The following is a 20,073-nucleotide window of genomic DNA, read 5'->3' as shown; positions in this document are numbered from 1 at the left end:
AACTTACATGAAACGAATAGCAATCAGTCTGTTGAACCACGTATATGCCACTTCTTCAACAACTTGCTCGTATCCCTTTTCACGGATTTTTACAACTAATTTGTTATAGTGTTTCTTTTGATACTCCTTGAATGTACGCTCCCCAATACGAAACCCACCTTGGTACATTTCCGGCTCAACAATTTCTTTTTCTGTAATCCCTAACCCATATGCTTTTTGTTTTACGTTTTCTATTAACTTTGTCCGCGCTGTGGTAGCAAATTTTTTAATTGCAGTTTTATCCATCGTTATACCATCCTTTAAGTTATTAAGAATGAGAGGACTGTGCCTCCCGTCTTCTTAAATTAATTTAATAATCGTGTCTTCATTCCACTCATTTTCAAGTTTTTGACGAATAAGCTCCACTACATCTTCAATATCTTCTTTTGTTTTAATTTCTTTTGTTTCCGGAAGAAGATTCTGCATCGATACATTTTTGGTTTTCTTTACTTTGACCGTTGGTGTACTACCTGTTTTTGATGGAGTATCCACTATTGGTGGAACAACAACTGATGGTTTCATTCTTTCTATTTCAGTTGAAATTTCGTTGAAAAACACTGTTTTAATACGGTCGCTCTCCACTTTCATTGAAATAACATCCGCAAATTCATTAGCACAATCTAAGCGAGTTAGTAAACCTGTAAACGCTTCTTGAACACGTCCCCATAACTTATCTTTAAATTCATATTTATTTAACTCTTCTTTTACTTTTTCAAAATCCGATTTAATAACGGAACGAACCGGTTCAGATTCTTTCTCCAGTAATTCAACATACTTGTCATTAAATTTCGTTACTAAGTTAGGTAATTTATGAATATCTGAGTAGGGCTCAGCTTTTTTCAAGATACTTTTGATATCATTAATAACTTTAATTGCTTCTTGGTCTGTTACATACGTTTGACTTTTATCAAATAAATCAATTTTACTTGCCGCGTCGTCATACACCTTACGTTGATCTTTAAAGAAATCTTTAATAACCCCAACATCTTCCCCGTAATCAAGGAAGTCTTCTTCCATTTCTTTTACCTTGTTGTAGAAAGTTGTTGCATCTTTAACAGATATAATTACCTTAAACAATTCTATTCCATCTTCAAGTACTTTTTGTCCTGGATAATAACGACGTGAATAATTTGTCAATAGTAGTTCAATTGCACTCTTTTCATCACGAGATAACTCTTTAAATTTATTCATAATTCCATCTTCATCATTAGGTAATGATGAAATACCAAAGACATCTTTTGCAACGTTTTTTACTTTTGTAATTAACACTGGTGGTGTCATAATACGTTTGTTTACACGTACACGATCAACGAAATCCCGTTTTGTTAAATAATTCAGCATATTTTTATCTGTTAAGGCTATTGTCTCACTTGAAAGCTCTACACGAATGTCTTGTGCCTTTAATAGCTTAATAATAATGCCTACAATATCAATTTCATTCCACCCAAAGGGCTCTTTACTGAACTGAGTCGTAATCATTTTTACTGTTAGTTGTTGCTTACGTTCAAAAGCACGTGTAATAAAAGCATTTACATCTTGATGAGCTAATATATTAGGCTCATCTTTAGAGACGTCTAACGACATTTGAACACTACTGTTATCCAGTAACAGTTGTAAATCACGAGTATTATCAATGAACTCTTTAATGTGATTTAGATTACTGTAAAGAGAATCAATTAAAATCTTAAATCCGTCATTTATTTTCTCTCCTGGATTTCTATCCTTCCACGGAAGCAATGTACCATTCACATAAATATTAGATGAACGAATTGCTTCCGTCACTTGTGTTTTCAAGCGACCTTTACGCTCAGATACTTCACGACTTTTTCGCGTCTTAATGTCTTCAATTGTTTGAGAAGAAACAGAACCACCTTTTTGTTTTAAGTAGGCATGTATTTTCATAATTTCTTCCATCTCTTCTAAATATGATGTGTCATCTGGAAGATGGACAATTACATTTTTTTCACGAGTAGACATAGCGCGTAGCTCGGATGTGTTTAAATCCGTACCATTATCATAGTATGGAGTTAAAATTTTCAATCCAATTTCGTTATTTTGTGTACCACGAGTACGATCATCAATAATAGAATTAAACGGGAAATTGTAGCGTTTTGAATAACGATATTTTTTGTCTGCATAAATTTCTTCAAAGATTACTTCGCCAATTTTTTGAATTAGTTCCCCAGAATCGATACTCATGTTTTTAATTTCACGGTTTACATCTTGTTCGTCATTTGTTAAGAAGATGTAATCATCACCATTCTTCTGTACCAACGTTTCTTTTACAAGTCGAGTCAATGACTTTTCAAGTTCTTTCTTTAGTTCAATTTTATCTTGATCAACATGACGTACCATTAAGGTCGCAATATTTTCTAAGTTAGAAGGTAGTTCTTTTACATATTTAATTAGGAATAACAATTTTAATACTTGTATGTCTTCTGTGTTCAAACGCTCGTTGTTTTCAGCATGGATAATCACTGCACGAATACTGCTGTCTAAGAATGACTCTACCGTATCAAAGAAAGATGCTGCCGGAATTAATGCTCCCGCTTCTGTATTAGCGTATTTCACTGCTGTTTCTTGGAATGCAGCAAGTAATGAACGTTCTCCCTCAGATAAACTCTTCCCAGAAGCACCATGAGTACGAATACTATTAAAGACATGTTGTAATAAATTGAATTGGTATGGTAAAAATGGATAAATATCAACAAAATCTTCTTCATCTTTGTACATTTTCATTTCAGCAGTGTTTGTTGAGAATGTAATTAAGTTCTTTAAAATAGAGCTTTTCTGCTTGTAGAGTAACGTTAATGTTTCTTTTGCCACATCATTCTTCTCTAGAATACGTTTTTTAATAACTTCATCTACATTGGCACTGGACAGGCTTAAACGTGTATTAAAACGTCCAGTTACGCGTGAGAAGTCATTTCCTTTTACTTTTGTAACAGAATCAATGTCTTGTTGACTTGTTACAATTACCCATACTTTTCCTCCGCATTGAACACCCAACTGCTCAACAACTGTTTGTAAATTAAGCATTAATTGTGAGTTATCGCCGATATATTGGCCGATTTCATCCACAAGGAAAATAACATGATGATTTCTACCTTTACTTTCTACATATTCACGAACTTTTTGAGCAAAGCGTTCTACGCTCAATGAATAATTTTCTTCTGCTTTGTTGTACCAATTACGAGCGGATTCCTCGCTCATTTTTGTTGTAGCAGCTAATGCCCCAACAACAGAGTCTTCTTCATAATAAATATCGTAACGTGCTTCTTCCCAAGTTACACCAGACAACTCTTTGAATTTGGCTTTAAAGTTGGTATAGGTATCATCCTTCACCATTTGGCGCTCTAATTCTGCTACCCATGGAATCGAGCCACAAAATCCTTGCATCTCATTAAATACTTTATTAAATACCTTTACAATGGCATCTTTTTGGTTCTTTGAATCAGACTCACTCTTTGCATCAACATTGAATAAGACTACATCCGTTGTAACATCACTCGCTTGTTTCATATTAGCAAGAACCATTGGATCATTTATTTTTTCACGGAAGAAGTCTATTGCTTTCTTCATTTCATTATCAATCATAACCGCTTTGTTATCTAACAAATATGAAAGGATTTTTAAAAAATGCGATTTACCTGATCCGAAGAACCCTGAAATCCATACGCCCATATTATCCGTATGACCAGTAATACCTTTTTGATATGATACGTAGAAGTCTCGTATGTGACGTAATAACTCATTTGTTACGACATATTCATCTAGTTCTTGTGCAACGTTCTCTTCATTTGCTTGTCCAACTTTAATTACCCCTTTAATATCTCGATTTATATCTTTAACAAACATTTCTCTTAGTAACATAAGATTCATCTCTTCCCCAAAAATTTCACTATCTATCAATTAGTTGAAAAGCACGATAGTAGTTGTCGTCCTTAATTTCGTTAAATAATTTTAATTCTTGACCATCATATTTTCCAGGGAAAAACATAATGACAGGAACTGTATCTACTGCGCTATGTAAATTGTTTAATATGGTGTGGGAACGAATAATAGGGAACGCTTTCCCTATGCCAGTTAGGAAAACAATATCATTTGGCTCAATTTTTTCAGAAATATACTTCACAACCAAATCGCTTGATAAAGTTAAACGTAATGCTTTCTTTGTTGCATTCAGTACAAATTCACTACCGCGTTTTTCTTCCATCTCAAAATTCTTTTGTAAGTAGCCTTTTTCAGCTAATATCTCTAATACAATTTCATATAAATCAAATTCACGAATGTACACAGATGAATTGCTCGTGTTAATACGTTCTTTTAAGTACTTAATCTGTAATCGAATAAGCATTTCATCTTGTGGATCATAATCAAAGATATAATAGCCTATTTCATTTCCTAACCCTTTACTCTCACGGAAATTAGAGCTTGTTATCTTTTCACGAATCATATCTAAGCGCTGTTGAATACTTCTCATACCGTCTCACCTACCAATAAAGTGACAAATGCACCGTCGCCAATTTCTTTTAAATGTTGTTTTACATCATAACTCAAGAAAGGGACATTGATGGCACGTTCTCCTTTTTGATTTTTGAGGATACCAACCTCAAATAAGATGCGAATAAATACTTGCTGCAACTTATAAAAGGTGTAATCCTTCCATCCCGATACTACGTCTGACTGTTCTCGTTTGCACAGGAAGAAAATATTAAAATCCTTATCTGCTAACAAGAAATCCCTTAGCATGTATTTATCTTTTATTACTTCGTCCATGAACTCGTAGAAGAGACGGTCTGTCTTTATGATGGTATACAGTACAATTAACTTACTTGTTTCTACATCACCAAAAACAAGTTGTTTCATCAAAAATTCATCTAGAACTTGAAGCCTACTAGACACTATTGATGCAAACTCCTTTTTTCTACTTTCTGTTTTCACTTGATAGATATTTTCTTCAAGTATTAATTTTTTCACTTGTTCTAACATATTCCCTTCTACAACAAGGGTTGCAGCCTTTTTCATTTCTAAATAAAGCAATGGTCTTGCTTTAATTGTTGTGCTATATCTTAAATTTTCCATCATTATACTCATTCCTTCGGGCCACTTTTTATATCATAAGACTATCTTATCATTTCATCTACCTATATTGAACACATCAGAATAATTTATATTTTCGAACAGATTGATAATGACTGAACAAAATACCACACTTGTTGCATAGGTTTCTTATACGACCCCTTCTTTATATTTCCCTATAGTATCATCTAGATACTCAATCATTCAAAAAGAGCTAAATAAAAGCCCTTAAGAGAAAGCTTTGTTTTGAAAATAATACAATTCATTAAAGACCCCTTTGTTCCTTGTAGTGTAACTAACTCAATTTGATTATTTGAGCGTCTGAATTTTAATTGATATATCTCTTAAATCGATCCTTCTAAATTTCATATCAATCACTATTTATTTTTTATATATAAACATCCCTATATTCATTTTTTACAAATTTTACCATCTCATTCTCAAGAATATTGATAAGTAACATAAGAATTTTTCTCTAATATAAATTCAGTGTTCATGGAGGGGTTTTAAGCATACTTTATTCTAAAGCAACCGTAGTACGTCACTTACTTATTTAAATATACTTAATATACAAAAAAGAGCCTTTGTATAAAAGCTCTTTTTTTCACCCTATTGAAATTCGCTTTTTTTCATTCATCATAAATAATATATAAGTAGTTCTAGATATAATTTCTCTTTTATGATTAGCAATCTCAGACTAAAAACTAGTTATCTAAAATGCTGTTATACTCTTCTATTTGCTATCTTGTGCCTGATTATCGACAAAGCTCATTTTCCAACTAAAAAATTCATTCTCAGGATTTTTTTCATATCTCAATATCGCATCAAATTTATTTCCCTTTTTACTTGTTAAACCTTTAACTAACGCTTCTCCATCTTTTAACAACTTCTTAACCATTGTTTTCGTTGGCTTTTTCTTCATGGTTGCTAAAAATTTATCATTTTTCCAAACAACAAACTTGCACCCATTCTTCCAATCTGAACACCCAAAACCTTTTTGTCCTTCCACAATGGCGTTCGAACAAATTGGACACTTCCCCAAAACCTCTACCTCTTTCGGTTCTCTCGTAACATGGTGTAAGATAACATCTTGATCATTTTTAATCATTTCTACTGATTTTCTTGTAAAATCAAAGATAAAGTTTAAAAAGACACTTCGACTCACTTTCTTTTTTTCCATGTCCGACAGGGCTTTTTCTAGTTTACCCGTAAACTCCAAGTCAAACAACTCTTTCACAGGAAATGTTTCTACAATTTTTCGACCTAACTCACTACATAATAAGCTTTTATCTTTTGAAAAAATATAACCTATATCCTTCAATTTCTTAATTGTTTCCGCTCTAGTAGCTGGAGTCCCTATACTAAAACCACTTAACACAGCTTCTTCTTCATCATAGTTTTTCCCACAAGTCTCCATTACACGTAATAAAGTTTTCTCAGTATGATGCTTTGGCGGCTTTGTGACATGGGAAGTAACATCTGCATTTGTAATTTCCAGATTCTCTTTAAATTCCACAAATGGTAACATCTTGTCTTTGGATTCAATTTTCTCTACTTTACGCCAGCCTTCAACAATTTGAACACGACCTTTTGCAATAAACACACCTTTTATTGAGGAATCACTAATTTTAATTTGAATACGTGTTTCTTCATGCTCTGCTACAGGCATAAATTGCATGATAAAACGATTCTTGACTGCTGTATATACAATTTGCTCGTCACTTGTTAATGATTTAGGAAGCAAATACGTAGGCATGATAGCACTATGACTTTCAACTTTTGCATTATTGAATACTCGTTTTGTTTTAACAAAAGAGATTTCATCTTCGTACGGTAATCCTTTTTTTACTGCTTCTAAAACTTTGGCTGCTCGTCCGACTAAACTTTCCTCTAAAGCTGTACTTCCTGTACGGGGATAAGTAATATATTTTTTCTCATATAAAGACTGAGCTACTTTTAATACTTTATCTGATGTCCAGCCTTTATACTTACTTGTAACATATCCTTGTAAATTAGATAAATTAAATAGAAAAGGAGGATATTCTCTTTTCTGTTCAACCTGTTTATCTATAACTTCTCCTGAAGAACGTTGCAATATATTATATATTTCATCTAAAGTAGCCTTATTTTTAAACTTCTCCTCTTGCTCCTCCAGATAAGTTGCTTCAAATTCTTCTTCCCTTTGTGTTTTAAATGTAGCAACTAACTTGTAATAGTTCTCCGGTACAAACGTTTCGATTTCTTTATCTCGATCATAAATGATTTTCAAGGTAGGCAGTAAAACGCGCCCAATATTTAACGCTTGCCCTGTTCCTTTTTGATACTTAAGTGTAGCAACAGAAGTTAAATTTATTCCAATCGCCCAATCTGCCCATTGTCTACTTACTCCCGCATCTTGCAACGGACGTAAATCCGAGTTTGGTCTAATTTGTTTTAACCCTGCATTTACCTCATCTGGTGTCCATTCATTCAATAATAGACGATAGACTTGTTTCGGTGCTTTTATATTATAAATGACACTATCACCAATTACTTGCCCCTCACGGTCATAATCACATGCCGAAATAATAGAATCAACATCTTCTCTAAAAAGTAAAGAACGGATTATATTTAGCTGTTTTTTCGCACCACTATCAGCCTTATCTCTATCTTTCGGGCTGCTTTTTACTTTATATTGAAACTTCTCTGGAATAAAAGGAAAATTATCCATTTGCCATTTAGCCATTTTTTCATCATAGTCTTTTGCATCATATAATTGAAGCAAATGACCAAATGCCCAAGTAACAATATAATTATTTCCCTCGTAATACCCATCATTTCTTTTTTTAATCTTTAATGCATCAGCAATGTTTTTAGCTACGGAAGGTTTCTCTGCTATAATTACTGCCTTCAAAATGAATCCCTCCTAAATAATATAAGTAATTAAATTTAAAAAATTGGCATTGCTTCTACAGCATCTGTCAATTCATCAAAAGAATTCTTTAAATATCTCGTTGTAGTGGAAATATGACTATGACCTGCTAAACGACGAACTTTCTCTATATCGTTATTGGTTGCCTTTAACATCCATTTACAAAAAGTATGCCTAAACATATGAGGTGTTAATTTTTTATCTGATGTACTGTAATTTTCAATCATAGCCTGGATTCCACGAATTGAAAATTTTTCAGATCGTTGACTATAAAAAACATATGGTGATTGGTTAACTATCTCTTTGTCCTTTGCTATCTTATTTCTGAATTGAAGCCAGTCAAATACTTCATTATAAAGAAAGTTTGACATTGGTATGGTTCTTACCTTAGTCCCCTTTCCAATTACCCTAAGCTTTTTTAAATCTAAATCTATATCTGTAATCTTTAAACTTGATAACTCTTCCACACGTAATCCTGCATAAGTGAGGATATAAATAATAGCTCTATCTCTCCGATACTTTTCTTCAGGATTTACTCCTCTAGTCTTTACAGGATACTTCCTCATTCGCTCCAATAAGGCTTCAAACTCTTTCTCTGTCAGCCACATGATCTTCTCATATTCTTCATCTGCTACTTTTAAATCTTTAATATCTATCATAGGATTTACTTTGATATACTGTTCTCTTTCAGCCCAACTAAAATAACTCCTGAGAGTATTTAAACGACGATTTATCGTACTTACGGACAATGCTTTACCTTCTCGAGGATTTAACATAGCTCTTATCCATTTTTTAATATCATTACTTATTACATAACTATCTGGATTTAATCTCATTTCTTGAAAGAAAATTTGCAAATCGTTGATATAGGATAGTAATGTATTCTGAGATTTTCCTTTATCAATTAAATACTTACGATATTTATGTAGCATCTTCCCACCTTCTTATATTATATGTTGAGTTATAAGTAAACAAATTTATAAAAAACAAGTAATTCCCTATACATTATACGACGAGTTTAAATGCAATATCAATAGAAACTCAACGCATAATGTATATTATGTGTTGTGTTATTAACTAATAAGAAATAACTCTATTTTCACGGAAAATATTCTAATTAAAATCATACTACCAAATAAAATGGAATTTATTACTCTTAACTAGTATTATAGACTTATAGACTTATTGACTTATTGACTTAAAACAAAGAAAACACCGCTTAAAAAAACACAAAAATAGACCAATTACCAATTCCTATATTGAACTGAAGCATTTATATAAAGTATAAGTTAACAGAGGGATTACTCTTTCTTTAAGTTCTTCGAATGGTCCGAATGAATTGTCCAATACAAATAAAATTTAACAACCTCCTAAAAGTAGAAAATAAAACACACTCTAAATTTATTGCCTCTAGAAAATAGAAAAAGGAGTACATATTTATGCAAAGAAATCTTACATTTTTTTTAGGAATTTTTCTAATTATTAGCTCTATACTAAGAGCAATCAACCTTTTTGTCCCAAATCCAATTTGGTTATTTTGCATATCTGTATCAGCCTGCTTATTTGCCCTTGTTGATTTTATTATGGAATTGGAGCTGAAAAAATTAATAACCTGGGTTAAATGGGTAGATATCGGAGCTATTCTAATCTTTATTCTCCCTCTTGCACTATCGAATTATAGTTTAAATACTGAAGACATTTTAAAAACACCTACTGACTTCACAACCTTATTAGCCTTTGGCCTGGTTATCACAACAATTGGAAAGAAAAATTCAAATTACTTAGAAAAAACAGTTAACGAAATAAAGACGAAGTATTTCGTAGAAGAAGATAAAAAAATACTCAACATGGATAGTAACACAACCAAACAAGCAATGAAGGACCTAGCATTAGCAGAATACAATACAGTTTTAAGGATAAATAAAATTATAATTGAATTAAAAAAATGCGATTCTATCGCTAGTTATAACCAAAGAATTCATGATGGATGGGGTTTATTTCATGAATCATTTTCCTATTATGCGATAACTCAAAGCACTCCATTTTACGATTTCAAACTTAATGAACTTTTCATGTCTTTCTACAGTGAAATTGGAAATGCATCAGAATGTTTTAGTACATTATCAAATCCAGATCACACAAGGAAGTTAGCTGAAATTGACTTTTTAAATATAGAAATAGAAATAACACAATATGCAATTCTTCCTAACCATAATACTCTTAGCGAAGGATATGACTCTATAAAAAAAGCATTGAAGTATTGGCAGGAATTAAAAAATTTAGCTTCTTATCACTATGAAACTATTGGTTTTAAGAGTGAACTAAATGAAGAAATAAATTAGTTCACAATTCGAATTGTCTTTATTCAATTATACATATTTTTCATGATTAATAATTCTCTCCATTAATTACATGTAACTCTAAAAACTTTCTAAATTAATACTTATTTTGAAAGAACTAAGGAGGACAGTTAGTACTGGTAAGGTAATTAACTATCCTCCTTTTTGTTTAAGATATAACTCAAAATACTTCTCGATACCCAGTCTTATAGCCAAGTAAATAAACCACTGTGATGTCACTGATCATACTAGTATCTGCTCTATTCCTACGCGTATTAAAAAATCCTTCGGTCTAAAATTTCCTTTTTCGTCATCAGACATTGTATTAACTATTTAATTATAATTTATATATTAAGCCGAATTCACTTGCTATATCATAAGTTAATTTAGCAAGGACTCGCTTATCCAACTCATCTGCTGAAACATAGTTAGAAGTAATCAGCCTTAGAATTTCTTCTTTTCCAGTAAACAAATGTGGATAAGAACTATAAATAGAATTCACAAAATCTTCATTATAAATTACTGACTTTAACAATATTTCAGCAACATAATCTTTATGTAAATTATATATCTCATTTAAATTAAAATCACGGATATTCCTTTTAGCCTTTTGATAAGATTTATTTGACCCTTTGCCCTTCTCCACCCTAAAGCCAATATCAAATACATCGGAATTATTGTTTAGAATTCCAGTGAAATCCACTACTTCTTTTTTAAATTTAACAGTAAAGCTAGCTTTTTGATCAAACCCCTCAATATACGGATGAAGATGAATATTTATATTAAATCTTTTCCTACCTTTTAAAGATGAATTACATAGATGACAGCAAGGTATCAAATTGTAAAAGGATATAGATAGAAATGGATATGTTCCTTTATCATAGAAATGATCTAAGCTAGCTCTCATCTTTCCATTTTCCATTTTTAAAGTATGAACATATTGTCTATTACAATATGGACATACTTTAACATTTAGCCTCTCTGTTAATGCATATGCTCCCCAAGATTTATCACGTTTACAAAAATTATCATAGCTAAATATTTTTTTTAATCCCTTATGCAGGGGCGATGCTGGCTCTTGATTACTTTCAGGAGCACTATAGAGCAAGTCACTATAGTTTGTTTCTACATGTTCTATGATTTTTTGTAATACCATTGGCTCTCCACATAAAATATCTGGTGTTTTGAGCATAAGATATTTAATAAATCTGCTATGCTTATCCTTTTTTTTCTGAAGTAAATCCCCACTATATTCACTAGATAAATCCTCATCATATATTTCAGTTTCATATTCTTCAAATCTTTTCTTCATGTATTCCATAGAGTATTTCTCTTTATGCTGTAGTAATAGCTCTTCTATATCAATTTGATTATTCAAATTTAATTTAATCATTTTTTACTTACCACGCTTTTTAGTTTCTTTAACTCCCCTTCTAATAAAACAATTCTTTCTTCAATACTTACCGCATTAAGAGAAAATCTATCTTTTAACATATTCGCTATTTTATTCCTCAGTATAGGCTCACCAATATTATTAATTACATATTCAATCTCTATCCTGCTTTTTCTTAATTGCTTATCATTCCCATTTATCAACAAATCAATAACATAATTTATCTTATTTTTAGCAAATTCTCCAATTAAACCGTCTTCTAAGAAAAAAGAATGAGAAAACAAACTATGAATATTGGCTGCAAATGTTTTATATTGCCCCTCTAGATTCTTAATAACAACACTGTCTTCATTTATCCTTTTTAAAAATATAACATTAGAACTTGGCAAATCAGAAACGATAAAAGGAGAATTAGATGTCATTATAATTTGAAGAGATTCTACCCCATGGCCATAGAAAATTTCTCTCAAAAAAGAAATTATGCTAGATAAAAAACGCTTTTGCCATTGTGGATGAAAGTATAGTTCCCCTTCATCTATAAGTATTATTACGTTTGGATTAAAAGTTGATTGTTTTATTAGTGAGTAAAATCGAGAATATAAATTAAGCATAGCCGTTTCCCCTGAACTTAAATTTCTCCATTCAAATGCTAAATAAGAATCACGTCCTATTGATTGGCTATATATTTTATACAACTCCTGAAATAAACCAAGATCTTTCTTTAATGACATTACAATTGAGCCTCGGTCAACTTTAAAATTCCCATTCCAAATATTATTATCAAAATATATTAAAATCCCAATTAACCCCTCAAAAAAAGCAACCTGTTCTCTAGAATAGCTTTCATTTCTTATCGAATACAACATATATTTTAACCACATTAAACATTTATCTGACAAAGTATATTTTTTATTTATTTCACGGAATTTCTTGTATGATTTTTCCATAAAATAAACTAAATTCAAGCGTGGTAGTTCAAGAAATAGTTGCTGCATCACTCTAAGAATTAAATTCCTCATAAAGTATTTTTCATAAAAAAAGTCTTCATTTCCTTCATATACAACATTATTCAATTCTTCGAACAACTCTTTGAAAAATTTAGTAAATTCAAACTTTTGCATCTCCCTAAGCATCGGTTGCATGTCAACTTCTGAAATTTTTATTGTAATATCATCAGGTAATGGGAATTTCACTTTACATAGTTTTTTATCCTCACTTGTAACAAATTGAACTTGCCGCTGTATTTCTTTAAGACGATGAAATTCCAACTCACTTTTCATGGTAAAATAACTCTTTCGAAAGTCTTCTTTAACAAGATAATTGGTCGAAATATTCATTAACTTGTCCTCATAATGTATCTCTTCAAAACCATTATCAAAAATACTTGAATAAAAAATAAAGTCTAATTTAGAGATTTCCCCTATTTCCTTTATTTCTTTTAAGATATATTTTGCATTCGTATAGTTCTGTATATTGATTTCCATTTCATTATGACAATAAATATGTAGGGAACCTAAATTATCTTGAAAAACAATAATAGCAAAAATATCTTTCATAAACGGAGTACGCAATGCGATATTCTTTTTTATAAAATTCAATATAGATGATTTACCAACACCATTCTCACCTACTATAGCCGTTATATTTTTTACATCTGTTTCCTCACCATTATTTCTCCCTAAATTAAAAAATCCTGGAAAATAATTTGGATTATTGTTAATCATAAGCGTTTGAGATTTAGGTGCATATTCTAAACAAAAATGACTACCAAAGTTTAAGTTCTGATTACAAAGTACATAATGCTCCTCTGGAAACCATATATAAACTAACTCCATGTTTTTAAACATCCTTTCTCGATTAAACTATTTTAATTACATTAATCTGTAAAGTACTTTACCTATCCTAAACTTGACTTAAAATGTTTTTTGTACATAAATCAATTTTGCACACTTGTTTAAATAGCTTCATCCTTGATTTGAGAGGTGATCTCCAACACTATTAATTTATGCACATATATTTTTTGTAGATAACGTCCCTAAACCTTCTGTTTTCTTTAATACTTTCTCCAGCTCTTCATTCTCTAAATACTTACCAGCTGTTTTCATTAACGTAATAAGTTGTCCTTCTGTATAACGCTTCGGTGGTTGTGTTTTTCCCTCTTTCACTTTCACCTTTACAACTTTTCCTTCTTCACCTTCAGCTACAATTGGAAGAATGGTTTCGTCATCTTTATCGTCTTGGAAAATAACTTTACGCCATCCTTCTTGAATTTGCTGTTTTCCTTTTGAAATGAATTCAGCACGTTCATCTACAAGCGTTACAATTGTTGTATAGTCAAAGATTGCAACTTCATAATGAGCTGCAATAAGCCTTCTTACGATCATATCGTAAATTTTCTTTTCATCACCTGATAATCTGCTTGGGTTTGTAACTTGCTCTGTCGGAATAATGGCGTAGTGATCTGTTACTTTCTTTTCATTCACATAACGCTTATTATTCATAATCGATTCAACCGGAGCTGGTAATAAACCTTTATATTCATCAAACTGACTTAACTTCTGTAAAATATCAGGGAATGTTGCCGCTTCACCTTGTGTAACATAGTTGGAATCCGAACGAGGATAAGAAACAATCCCTTTTTGATATAGTGCTTGCGTTATATCAAGCGTCTTTTTCGGTGAAAACTTAAAGGCTTTATTTGCCGTTGCTTGCAGTGATGATAAGTTAAATAAAAGCGGCGGCTGAAATTCTTTACGCTCCGTTTTCATTTCCTTCACTACTGCCGTTTTACCTTGGCAAAATGCCGCAATTTTATTCGCCATATCAGGGTCTTTTAAGCGGGATTCACTATCCTTCTCCCATTTCCCCTCATACTTCTTTCCTTCTATATTAAAGGTTGCGAACACTTCCCAGAACGGCTCTGACTTAAAGTTTTCTATTTCCTTTTCACGCTTTACGATTAACGCGAGTGTCGGTGTTTGTACACGACCAGCTGAAAATACATCATTCATTCCTTTTTTCTTTAGCAAAATACTAAACACACGCGATGCATTCATACCAACAACCCAGTCAGCACAAGATCTTGTGTATGCTTCGTAATACGTATTAATCGTGTCTGATTCATCAAGCAAGTTTTTAAATCCTTGGTAAATAGCTTGCTTCGTTAAAGAGGAAATCCAAAGACGCTTCATTGGCTTTTGCACGTTGCAAAGGTTAATAATATTTCGTACAATCAATTCCCCTTCACGCCCAGCATCGCCCGCGTGAATAATTTCTGTTACCTGTGGATTATGTAACAGCTGTTTCACAACGTTAAATTGCTTATACTTCGACTTTGTTACTTCAAATTGAAAACGCTCTGGAATCATCGGTAACGTATCAAGTGACCATTTTTTCCACTCTGCGTGATAATGTTCTGGATTACATAACTGCGTCAAATGACCAATTGCCCATGTACAGTACGCTCCATTTGGAAATAACTCATTCGCTTCTACTTCTAAATATCCATCTTTCCGGCGATATTTAAATTGTGAAACAAGAGCCAAACCTTGATCTGGTTTCTCGGCAATAATTAATTTCATTTTATAACTCCCTATCTGTATTCCACTGTTACTTTCATTGTCTATCTGTTTAGAAGCGATGATAAAACAACAATCTTATTTATCATTCGCGGGTTGTCCCAAGTAATGGGATAACTATAATATTATACGCTTATTCTTTATTGCTTCACAATAGAAACTCATTATATAACACTTTCTTTCACATGTTCACACGTAAAAAAATCAAACGCCACCTTGCTTTCATTTATGAAATTGTGCAGATAATATGCAGATATAAATAAGCATAAGTACTCTCTATATGAACATATGATGAAGTGAATGATAGGACAGGGAGGTATCATGATGTTTGCTTATACATTAACTGCCTTAATGCTTTGCTGTATCTCAATTATTATTACATCATATATTTCGAAACGTAGTGGTACCCTAATGGAGTATATGGTATTTATTATGTCTTTTAGTATGAGTATCGGTTTAAGTATAGGTTTTTATTTAGGTATTCTATTTAAAGGAGAATTGCTATATTCTACTTTGCTTGCGATTTTAATTAGTGGTTGTATCGGCTTTTTAGTTGGTCTACGTTTTCATCTATATACTGCTTTAGAAGGAATGTTCTCTGGGGTAATGGCAAGTATGATGGGAGCAATGATTACAGAAATGCTAAATGCGCAACAAGCTCATAGTATACTGTTTATCAGCCTTTTATTTACTATAACGATTACTATGTCATTTATAATTCAAATTTTATCAGAAAGGTTTTCTACTGTGATCCACCGATGCTTTTTGTTATTGCTTTCAATTAGTGTTGTAATTATTGTTTCGGTATTCATAACATTCCCCGATTTTACTCCTTCAACTTCACACGAGTATAAACAACATATGCACTAACACTTAAAACAAAATTATTAAATCAGAAACCTTAGAAGAAGCGATACTTTTAGGTATGCAAGAGGATTTCTCTGTAACGAATGTATTAGCAGTTCTCCTATTTATTAGGGCTTTATTTCTTAAGAAACAATAACACTGTGATTATTAAATTAGAAAAAGGTAACCAAAATCCCCTTCACAAAAAAACGTATGATTGTGTATAATAAGAACTAATGTTCCTTTCGAGGATTCACTAAACCTAAATTACACTTATATATCAAATAGAAGAGGATTGATATACCATGAAAATTGATAGACCCAAAATTTCACCAGAGTTATCTTCAAAAAATTTTCAAGATATTTTTTATGAAGAAGATCCTACACTAGAAATGTGTGAAATTATCGATTCCACTTTCGAAAATGAATCTGTGGATAGAGTACGATTATATGATGCTGTGATAAAGAATTGTAAGTTCACGAATACAGACTTTAGCAATATTGATATTACAGATGTTTGTTTTGAAAACTGTGATTTATCAAATGTTAATTTAAGCAATTCTTCTGTTCACAGAGTCGAATTTAAAAACAGTAAATTAATCGGGGTTAATTTTGCAGAATCTAGCTTAGGAAATGTTAAATTTGAGAATTCTATTTTGAACTTAGCTGCATTTGGAAATTCTAAACTAGAAAAGATTGTATTTAATGAAACTTCATTAAATAGTGCAGATTTTTTTGACTGTAAACTAAAAAAAGTTGAATTCCAATTATGTAGCCTTGACGAAGCTAATTTTGACCAGACATCACTGAAGGGGATCGATATTAGTTCTTCTAATTTTAATACTCTGACAGTTTCAGTGAGCGATTTAAGGGGATGTAAAGTATCTACATATCAAGCTGTTCAGTTTGCGACTTTATTAGGATTAATAATTAAAGATTAGTATTTCGAAGATAAAAAGAACCCTATCCCGAATCATGGATTTTTTAATTGTCCACGATTCGAGATAAAGTTCAAATAAATTAGCGATGACTTTCTTATTATTTAACTACAGCTTGTTTTCCTTTGACATGTTCATTATTTACACTCATAAACGCTTCAATCTCTTCAACTTCTCTAATGATATCTTTTGACAAGTTTTCATGTCCGTCTTTCGTTACAAGAATATCATCTTCAATACGAATGCCAATTGATTCTTCTTCAATATAAAGACCAGGTTCAATTGTAATAACCATACCTTCTTCTAATACTCTATCTTTGTATGTCCCTACATCATGCGTATCTAAACCAAGGAAATGGCTGACACCATGATAATAATATTTTGATAACTCTTCATCTTCTTGAATTAAACCAACCGCTTTACACCCTTCTGCAAGTACTTTTTTAGCATGCTCATTTAATGCAGCGAACTTTAAGCCTGGCTTAATAATCTCTGTTGTTTCTTTTAATGCTTTTAATACAATATTATAAATTTGTTTTTGGCGACTAGAGAATGTTCCATTTGCCGGGAATGTATAACTAATATCAGCGTTATAGTAGTCTTTTTGAGCGCCTAAATCTAGTAATACTAAATCACCATTTTGAATTTGCGCATCATTATCTTCATAATGAAGAACTGTAGCATTTTTCCCACTTGCCAAAATTGTATTGAACGCATGATGCTTAATGCCAGATGACTTCAGTGTGAAATCAAACTGAGCTTCTAATTCATATTCCATTATGTCTGCTTTTGCATGCTTAAGTACATTGTAAATACCGTCTTTCGTTACAGCAATCGCTTCTTTCATAATTTCAATTTCTTCTTCTGTTTTAAACACTCGCAATTCACAAATATTCGGATATACATTACCAATTGTTACGTGTGGATATTGTTCTCTTACATGTTTAGCAAATGCTAGCGTTTTTGTCTCTGTACCATTCCACTCACGACGCTCTAAATCTAAATATAGATGCTTCACATTTTCTGTGAAGAGTATATTTGACATTGTCTTCTCAAAACTATCTAAATATACAACTTTCTTTATACCAGAAATTTTCTCTGCTTCTTCTTTAGAAACTGTTTTACCGACCCATTTTTCCATTACTGGATCTGATTTTTCAATGAAAAGTGTCTCTTCTACACAATTCCCAAACTTTTTCAGCATAAAAATAACATTTGGTTCATCGATTCCTGTTACATAATAAAAATTCCGATTCGGCACAAACTTATAATGTGCATCCGCTGACATATGAGGTGCTTGACCAGCAAATAAAATTGTAATCGATTCATCTGGTAATGTGTTTACTAATCGTTCTCTATTTTGAGCAAAAAATGTTGATTTCATAATAATCCCCCTAGCGTTCTATGTATGATTAAAAAATAATTATCTAATCAATTCATTTTATTATTGTTACAATTTTTCGTCAATTTTTAACCTTTTTTGATGGTGTTGACATAATTAAAATTACACGTTACAATAACTATACATTAGTAAGCAACTAATGTATTTAAATTAAACTAGAGGTGAAACAAATGAAAAACATTTTATTCCGTATTAACGAATTATCAAAAAAAGAAAAAGCAAATGGATTAACAGTTGATGAAAAACAAGAACAACAAATGCTACGTCAAAACTATACACAAACATTTCGTGGAAGCTTAGATTCCATTTTATTAAACACAAAAATTGTTGATCAAAAACACCAGCCGCATTACAAGATGCTCAAATACGTTTAAAATTAAGCAAATGAGTTCCGCGCAAAAGAATTTCAATAAAACATAAAAAGAGCTGGATTTCCTATTTAGAAATTCCAGCTCTTTTTATTGTTTTTTCTAATTTAGCATACGAGCGATACATAGCAATTCTCCACGATACAATCATTGCAAAAGCGAGTAAAAAAAACATTCCACTTAACTCTGCTAAGTCAATCGATTGACTTAAATACGATTTCATTACTACTCGCACTGCTAATAATCCAACTAAAATAAATATAAATGCTTTTGACGGTTTCATATATATTTGTTCATTTTTTATTTCAAACTTCGTTGTTTTAATAAGGAATATAGAGAAAATAAGTCCTACAGTAATTGCTTCTACTATTTCTAATGACGTTAACCGAAACGCTGGTAAGAAGTACATCATAGCACCAGTACTCATAAAAAATGGGGGCAATATAATTTTCTTTTTCGTTACCGGTTTTTTCGCTGCTTTAAAGCGAAGAAACATGACACCAACAGCCATACAGACTGCTACAATACTTGATAAAAGTGCTATCATACTTTCCACTCCTATCTATTTAAATGACTTTTTGAGCAAAATCATAAATTAATAAGTAACTACAAGCACCATTATAGAATTTCTTCATTATATCCCTCCTGCTGTAAACTTTCCATATTCGCTGCAATCATTTTACACAAAGTTTATGAATGGAATATGAACAAAATATTACATTCAATTTTCAAACAAAAAAGCCATTTTGCAATTAATATTGCAAAATGGCTTTTAACTTATTTTAAATCGTCATTTGTAAAAGCACCAGGTAGTAACTGCTCAACAGTCACTTCTTTTTCATCGCCTTTTACATTCGTTAGTAATACAGGCATTTTCGGATCACAGAATTCAGCAATTACTTGTCTACAAGCACCACATGGTGAATTTGGTCCGTCCGTTTCTCCTGTAATAACTAAGTAACTAAAGTCGCGCTCACCTTCTGATACTGCTTTAAAGATTGCTGTTCTTTCTGCACAGTTACATAAACCATAAGAAGCATTTTCTATATTACAACCAGTATAAATTTTACCTTCTTTCGTAACTAATGCTGCCCCAACAGGAAATTTTGAATACGGAATATATGCTTTCTCTAACATCTTATTTGCTTCTTCAATATATTTTTTCTTATCCATATTA

At 31.7% G+C, this 20,073-nt stretch carries 14 protein-coding genes and 2 pseudogenes; 4 read left to right on the top strand and 12 right to left on the bottom strand.

What is annotated here, in order from left to right:
* Nucleotides 1-3 precede the first annotated feature (3 nt).
* The 6 genes from PDQ33_RS11850 to PDQ33_RS11825 form a co-directional block, all read right to left on the bottom strand.
* Entirely contained in the window at nt 4-285 is a 282-nt protein-coding gene (locus PDQ33_RS11850; RefSeq protein WP_270755745.1) for a hypothetical protein, read from the bottom strand.
* A 54-nt stretch (nt 286-339) separates the two neighbouring features.
* The gene (brxC, locus tag PDQ33_RS11845; RefSeq protein WP_270755744.1) at nt 340-3,912 is read right to left on the bottom strand and encodes a BREX system P-loop protein BrxC; all 3,573 of its coding nucleotides are present in this window, start codon (nt 3,910-3,912) and stop codon (nt 340-342) included.
* 28 nt (nt 3,913-3,940) lie between these two features.
* Nucleotides 3,941-4,522 (bottom strand): DUF1788 domain-containing protein, encoded by a 582-nt coding sequence (locus PDQ33_RS11840; protein ID WP_034638123.1) that lies wholly within the window; start codon nt 4,520-4,522, stop codon nt 3,941-3,943.
* The gene (locus tag PDQ33_RS11835; protein WP_242808266.1) at nt 4,519-5,136 is read right to left on the bottom strand and encodes a DUF1819 family protein; all 618 of its coding nucleotides are present in this window, start codon (nt 5,134-5,136) and stop codon (nt 4,519-4,521) included. The genes PDQ33_RS11840 and PDQ33_RS11835 overlap by 4 nt, the downstream gene beginning before the upstream one ends.
* Before the next feature lie 718 nt (nt 5,137-5,854).
* Nucleotides 5,855-8,014: a type IA DNA topoisomerase gene (locus PDQ33_RS11830; RefSeq protein ID WP_242808267.1), complete on the bottom strand. Its 2,160-nt coding sequence runs from the start codon at nt 8,012-8,014 to the stop codon at nt 5,855-5,857.
* A 35-nt stretch (nt 8,015-8,049) separates the two neighbouring features.
* Nucleotides 8,050-8,964 (bottom strand): tyrosine-type recombinase/integrase, encoded by a 915-nt coding sequence (locus tag PDQ33_RS11825; RefSeq protein ID WP_242808268.1) that lies wholly within the window; start codon nt 8,962-8,964, stop codon nt 8,050-8,052.
* A 507-nt stretch (nt 8,965-9,471) separates the two neighbouring features.
* Between PDQ33_RS11825 and PDQ33_RS11820 the strand changes: the two genes are divergently transcribed.
* The gene (locus PDQ33_RS11820) at nt 9,472-10,374 is read left to right on the top strand and encodes a hypothetical protein (RefSeq protein ID WP_270755742.1); all 903 of its coding nucleotides are present in this window, start codon (nt 9,472-9,474) and stop codon (nt 10,372-10,374) included.
* Nucleotides 10,375-10,708: 334 nt separating this feature from the next.
* On the opposite strand, the gene PDQ33_RS11815 is transcribed toward PDQ33_RS11820, so the two are convergent.
* From PDQ33_RS11815 to topB, 3 genes and pseudogenes are all read right to left on the bottom strand, one after another.
* Entirely contained in the window at nt 10,709-11,764 is a 1,056-nt protein-coding gene (locus tag PDQ33_RS11815) for a hypothetical protein (protein ID WP_270755741.1), read from the bottom strand.
* The gene (locus PDQ33_RS11810; RefSeq protein WP_270755740.1) at nt 11,761-13,599 is read right to left on the bottom strand and encodes an AAA family ATPase; all 1,839 of its coding nucleotides are present in this window, start codon (nt 13,597-13,599) and stop codon (nt 11,761-11,763) included. The genes PDQ33_RS11815 and PDQ33_RS11810 overlap by 4 nt, the downstream gene beginning before the upstream one ends.
* A gap of 183 nt (nt 13,600-13,782) precedes the next feature.
* Nucleotides 13,783-15,345: pseudogene (gene topB / locus PDQ33_RS11805) on the bottom strand (DNA topoisomerase III); the annotation flags it as partial.
* Between the two features lie 321 nt (nt 15,346-15,666).
* On the opposite strand from topB, the gene PDQ33_RS11800 reads away from it, so the two are divergent.
* A complete protein-coding gene (locus tag PDQ33_RS11800; protein WP_000458505.1) occupies nt 15,667-16,212 on the top strand; it encodes a hypothetical protein in 546 nt (181 codons plus the stop codon).
* A gap of 281 nt (nt 16,213-16,493) precedes the next feature.
* Nucleotides 16,494-17,129: a pentapeptide repeat-containing protein gene (locus PDQ33_RS11795; RefSeq protein ID WP_000687263.1), complete on the top strand. Its 636-nt coding sequence runs from the start codon at nt 16,494-16,496 to the stop codon at nt 17,127-17,129.
* A gap of 97 nt (nt 17,130-17,226) precedes the next feature.
* On the opposite strand, the gene PDQ33_RS11790 is transcribed toward PDQ33_RS11795, so the two are convergent.
* A complete protein-coding gene (locus PDQ33_RS11790) occupies nt 17,227-18,510 on the bottom strand; it encodes an aminopeptidase P family protein (RefSeq protein ID WP_061131157.1) in 1,284 nt (427 codons plus the stop codon).
* Nucleotides 18,511-18,698: 188 nt separating this feature from the next.
* On the opposite strand from PDQ33_RS11790, the pseudogene PDQ33_RS11785 reads away from it, so the two are divergent.
* Nucleotides 18,699-18,916, top strand: a pseudogene (locus PDQ33_RS11785) (DUF896 domain-containing protein).
* Nucleotides 18,917-18,963: 47 nt separating this feature from the next.
* Here the strand turns inward: PDQ33_RS11785 and PDQ33_RS11780 are convergent.
* A complete protein-coding gene (locus tag PDQ33_RS11780; protein WP_270755739.1) occupies nt 18,964-19,443 on the bottom strand; it encodes a CcdC family protein in 480 nt (159 codons plus the stop codon).
* A gap of 230 nt (nt 19,444-19,673) precedes the next feature.
* Nucleotides 19,674-20,069, bottom strand: coding sequence for a cytidine deaminase (locus PDQ33_RS11775; protein WP_270393992.1), 396 nt, complete (start codon nt 20,067-20,069; stop codon nt 19,674-19,676).
* Between the last annotated feature and the right edge of the window lie 4 nt (nt 20,070-20,073).

It is taken from the genome of Bacillus cereus group sp. Bc031 (assembly GCF_027716265.1).
GTDB classification, from domain to species: domain Bacteria; phylum Bacillota; class Bacilli; order Bacillales; family Bacillaceae_G; genus Bacillus_A; species Bacillus_A paranthracis.
Note: the sequence above shows the minus strand (reverse complement) of the source record. Positions and strands in the feature narration are given on the sequence as shown.

Coding starts and splice junctions, on each gene's coding strand:
- brxC (WP_270755744.1), bottom strand. CDS start 3,912: ATGTTACTAAGAGAAATGTTTGTTAAAGATATAAATCGAGATATTAAA.
- PDQ33_RS11775 (WP_270393992.1), bottom strand. CDS start 20,069: ATGGATAAGAAAAAATATATTGAAGAAGCAAATAAGATGTTAGAGAAA.
- PDQ33_RS11820 (WP_270755742.1), top strand. CDS start 9,472: ATGCAAAGAAATCTTACATTTTTTTTAGGAATTTTTCTAATTATTAGC.
- PDQ33_RS11790 (WP_061131157.1), bottom strand. CDS start 18,510: ATGAAATCAACATTTTTTGCTCAAAATAGAGAACGATTAGTAAACACA.
- PDQ33_RS11840 (WP_034638123.1), bottom strand. CDS start 4,522: ATGAGAAGTATTCAACAGCGCTTAGATATGATTCGTGAAAAGATAACA.
- PDQ33_RS11800 (WP_000458505.1), top strand. CDS start 15,667: ATGTTTGCTTATACATTAACTGCCTTAATGCTTTGCTGTATCTCAATT.
- PDQ33_RS11850 (WP_270755745.1), bottom strand. CDS start 285: ATGGATAAAACTGCAATTAAAAAATTTGCTACCACAGCGCGGACAAAG.
- PDQ33_RS11825 (WP_242808268.1), bottom strand. CDS start 8,964: ATGCTACATAAATATCGTAAGTATTTAATTGATAAAGGAAAATCTCAG.
- PDQ33_RS11810 (WP_270755740.1), bottom strand. CDS start 13,599: ATGGAGTTAGTTTATATATGGTTTCCAGAGGAGCATTATGTACTTTGT.
- PDQ33_RS11815 (WP_270755741.1), bottom strand. CDS start 11,764: ATGATTAAATTAAATTTGAATAATCAAATTGATATAGAAGAGCTATTA.
- PDQ33_RS11780 (WP_270755739.1), bottom strand. CDS start 19,443: ATGATAGCACTTTTATCAAGTATTGTAGCAGTCTGTATGGCTGTTGGT.
- PDQ33_RS11795 (WP_000687263.1), top strand. CDS start 16,494: ATGAAAATTGATAGACCCAAAATTTCACCAGAGTTATCTTCAAAAAAT.
- PDQ33_RS11835 (WP_242808266.1), bottom strand. CDS start 5,136: ATGAGTATAATGATGGAAAATTTAAGATATAGCACAACAATTAAAGCA.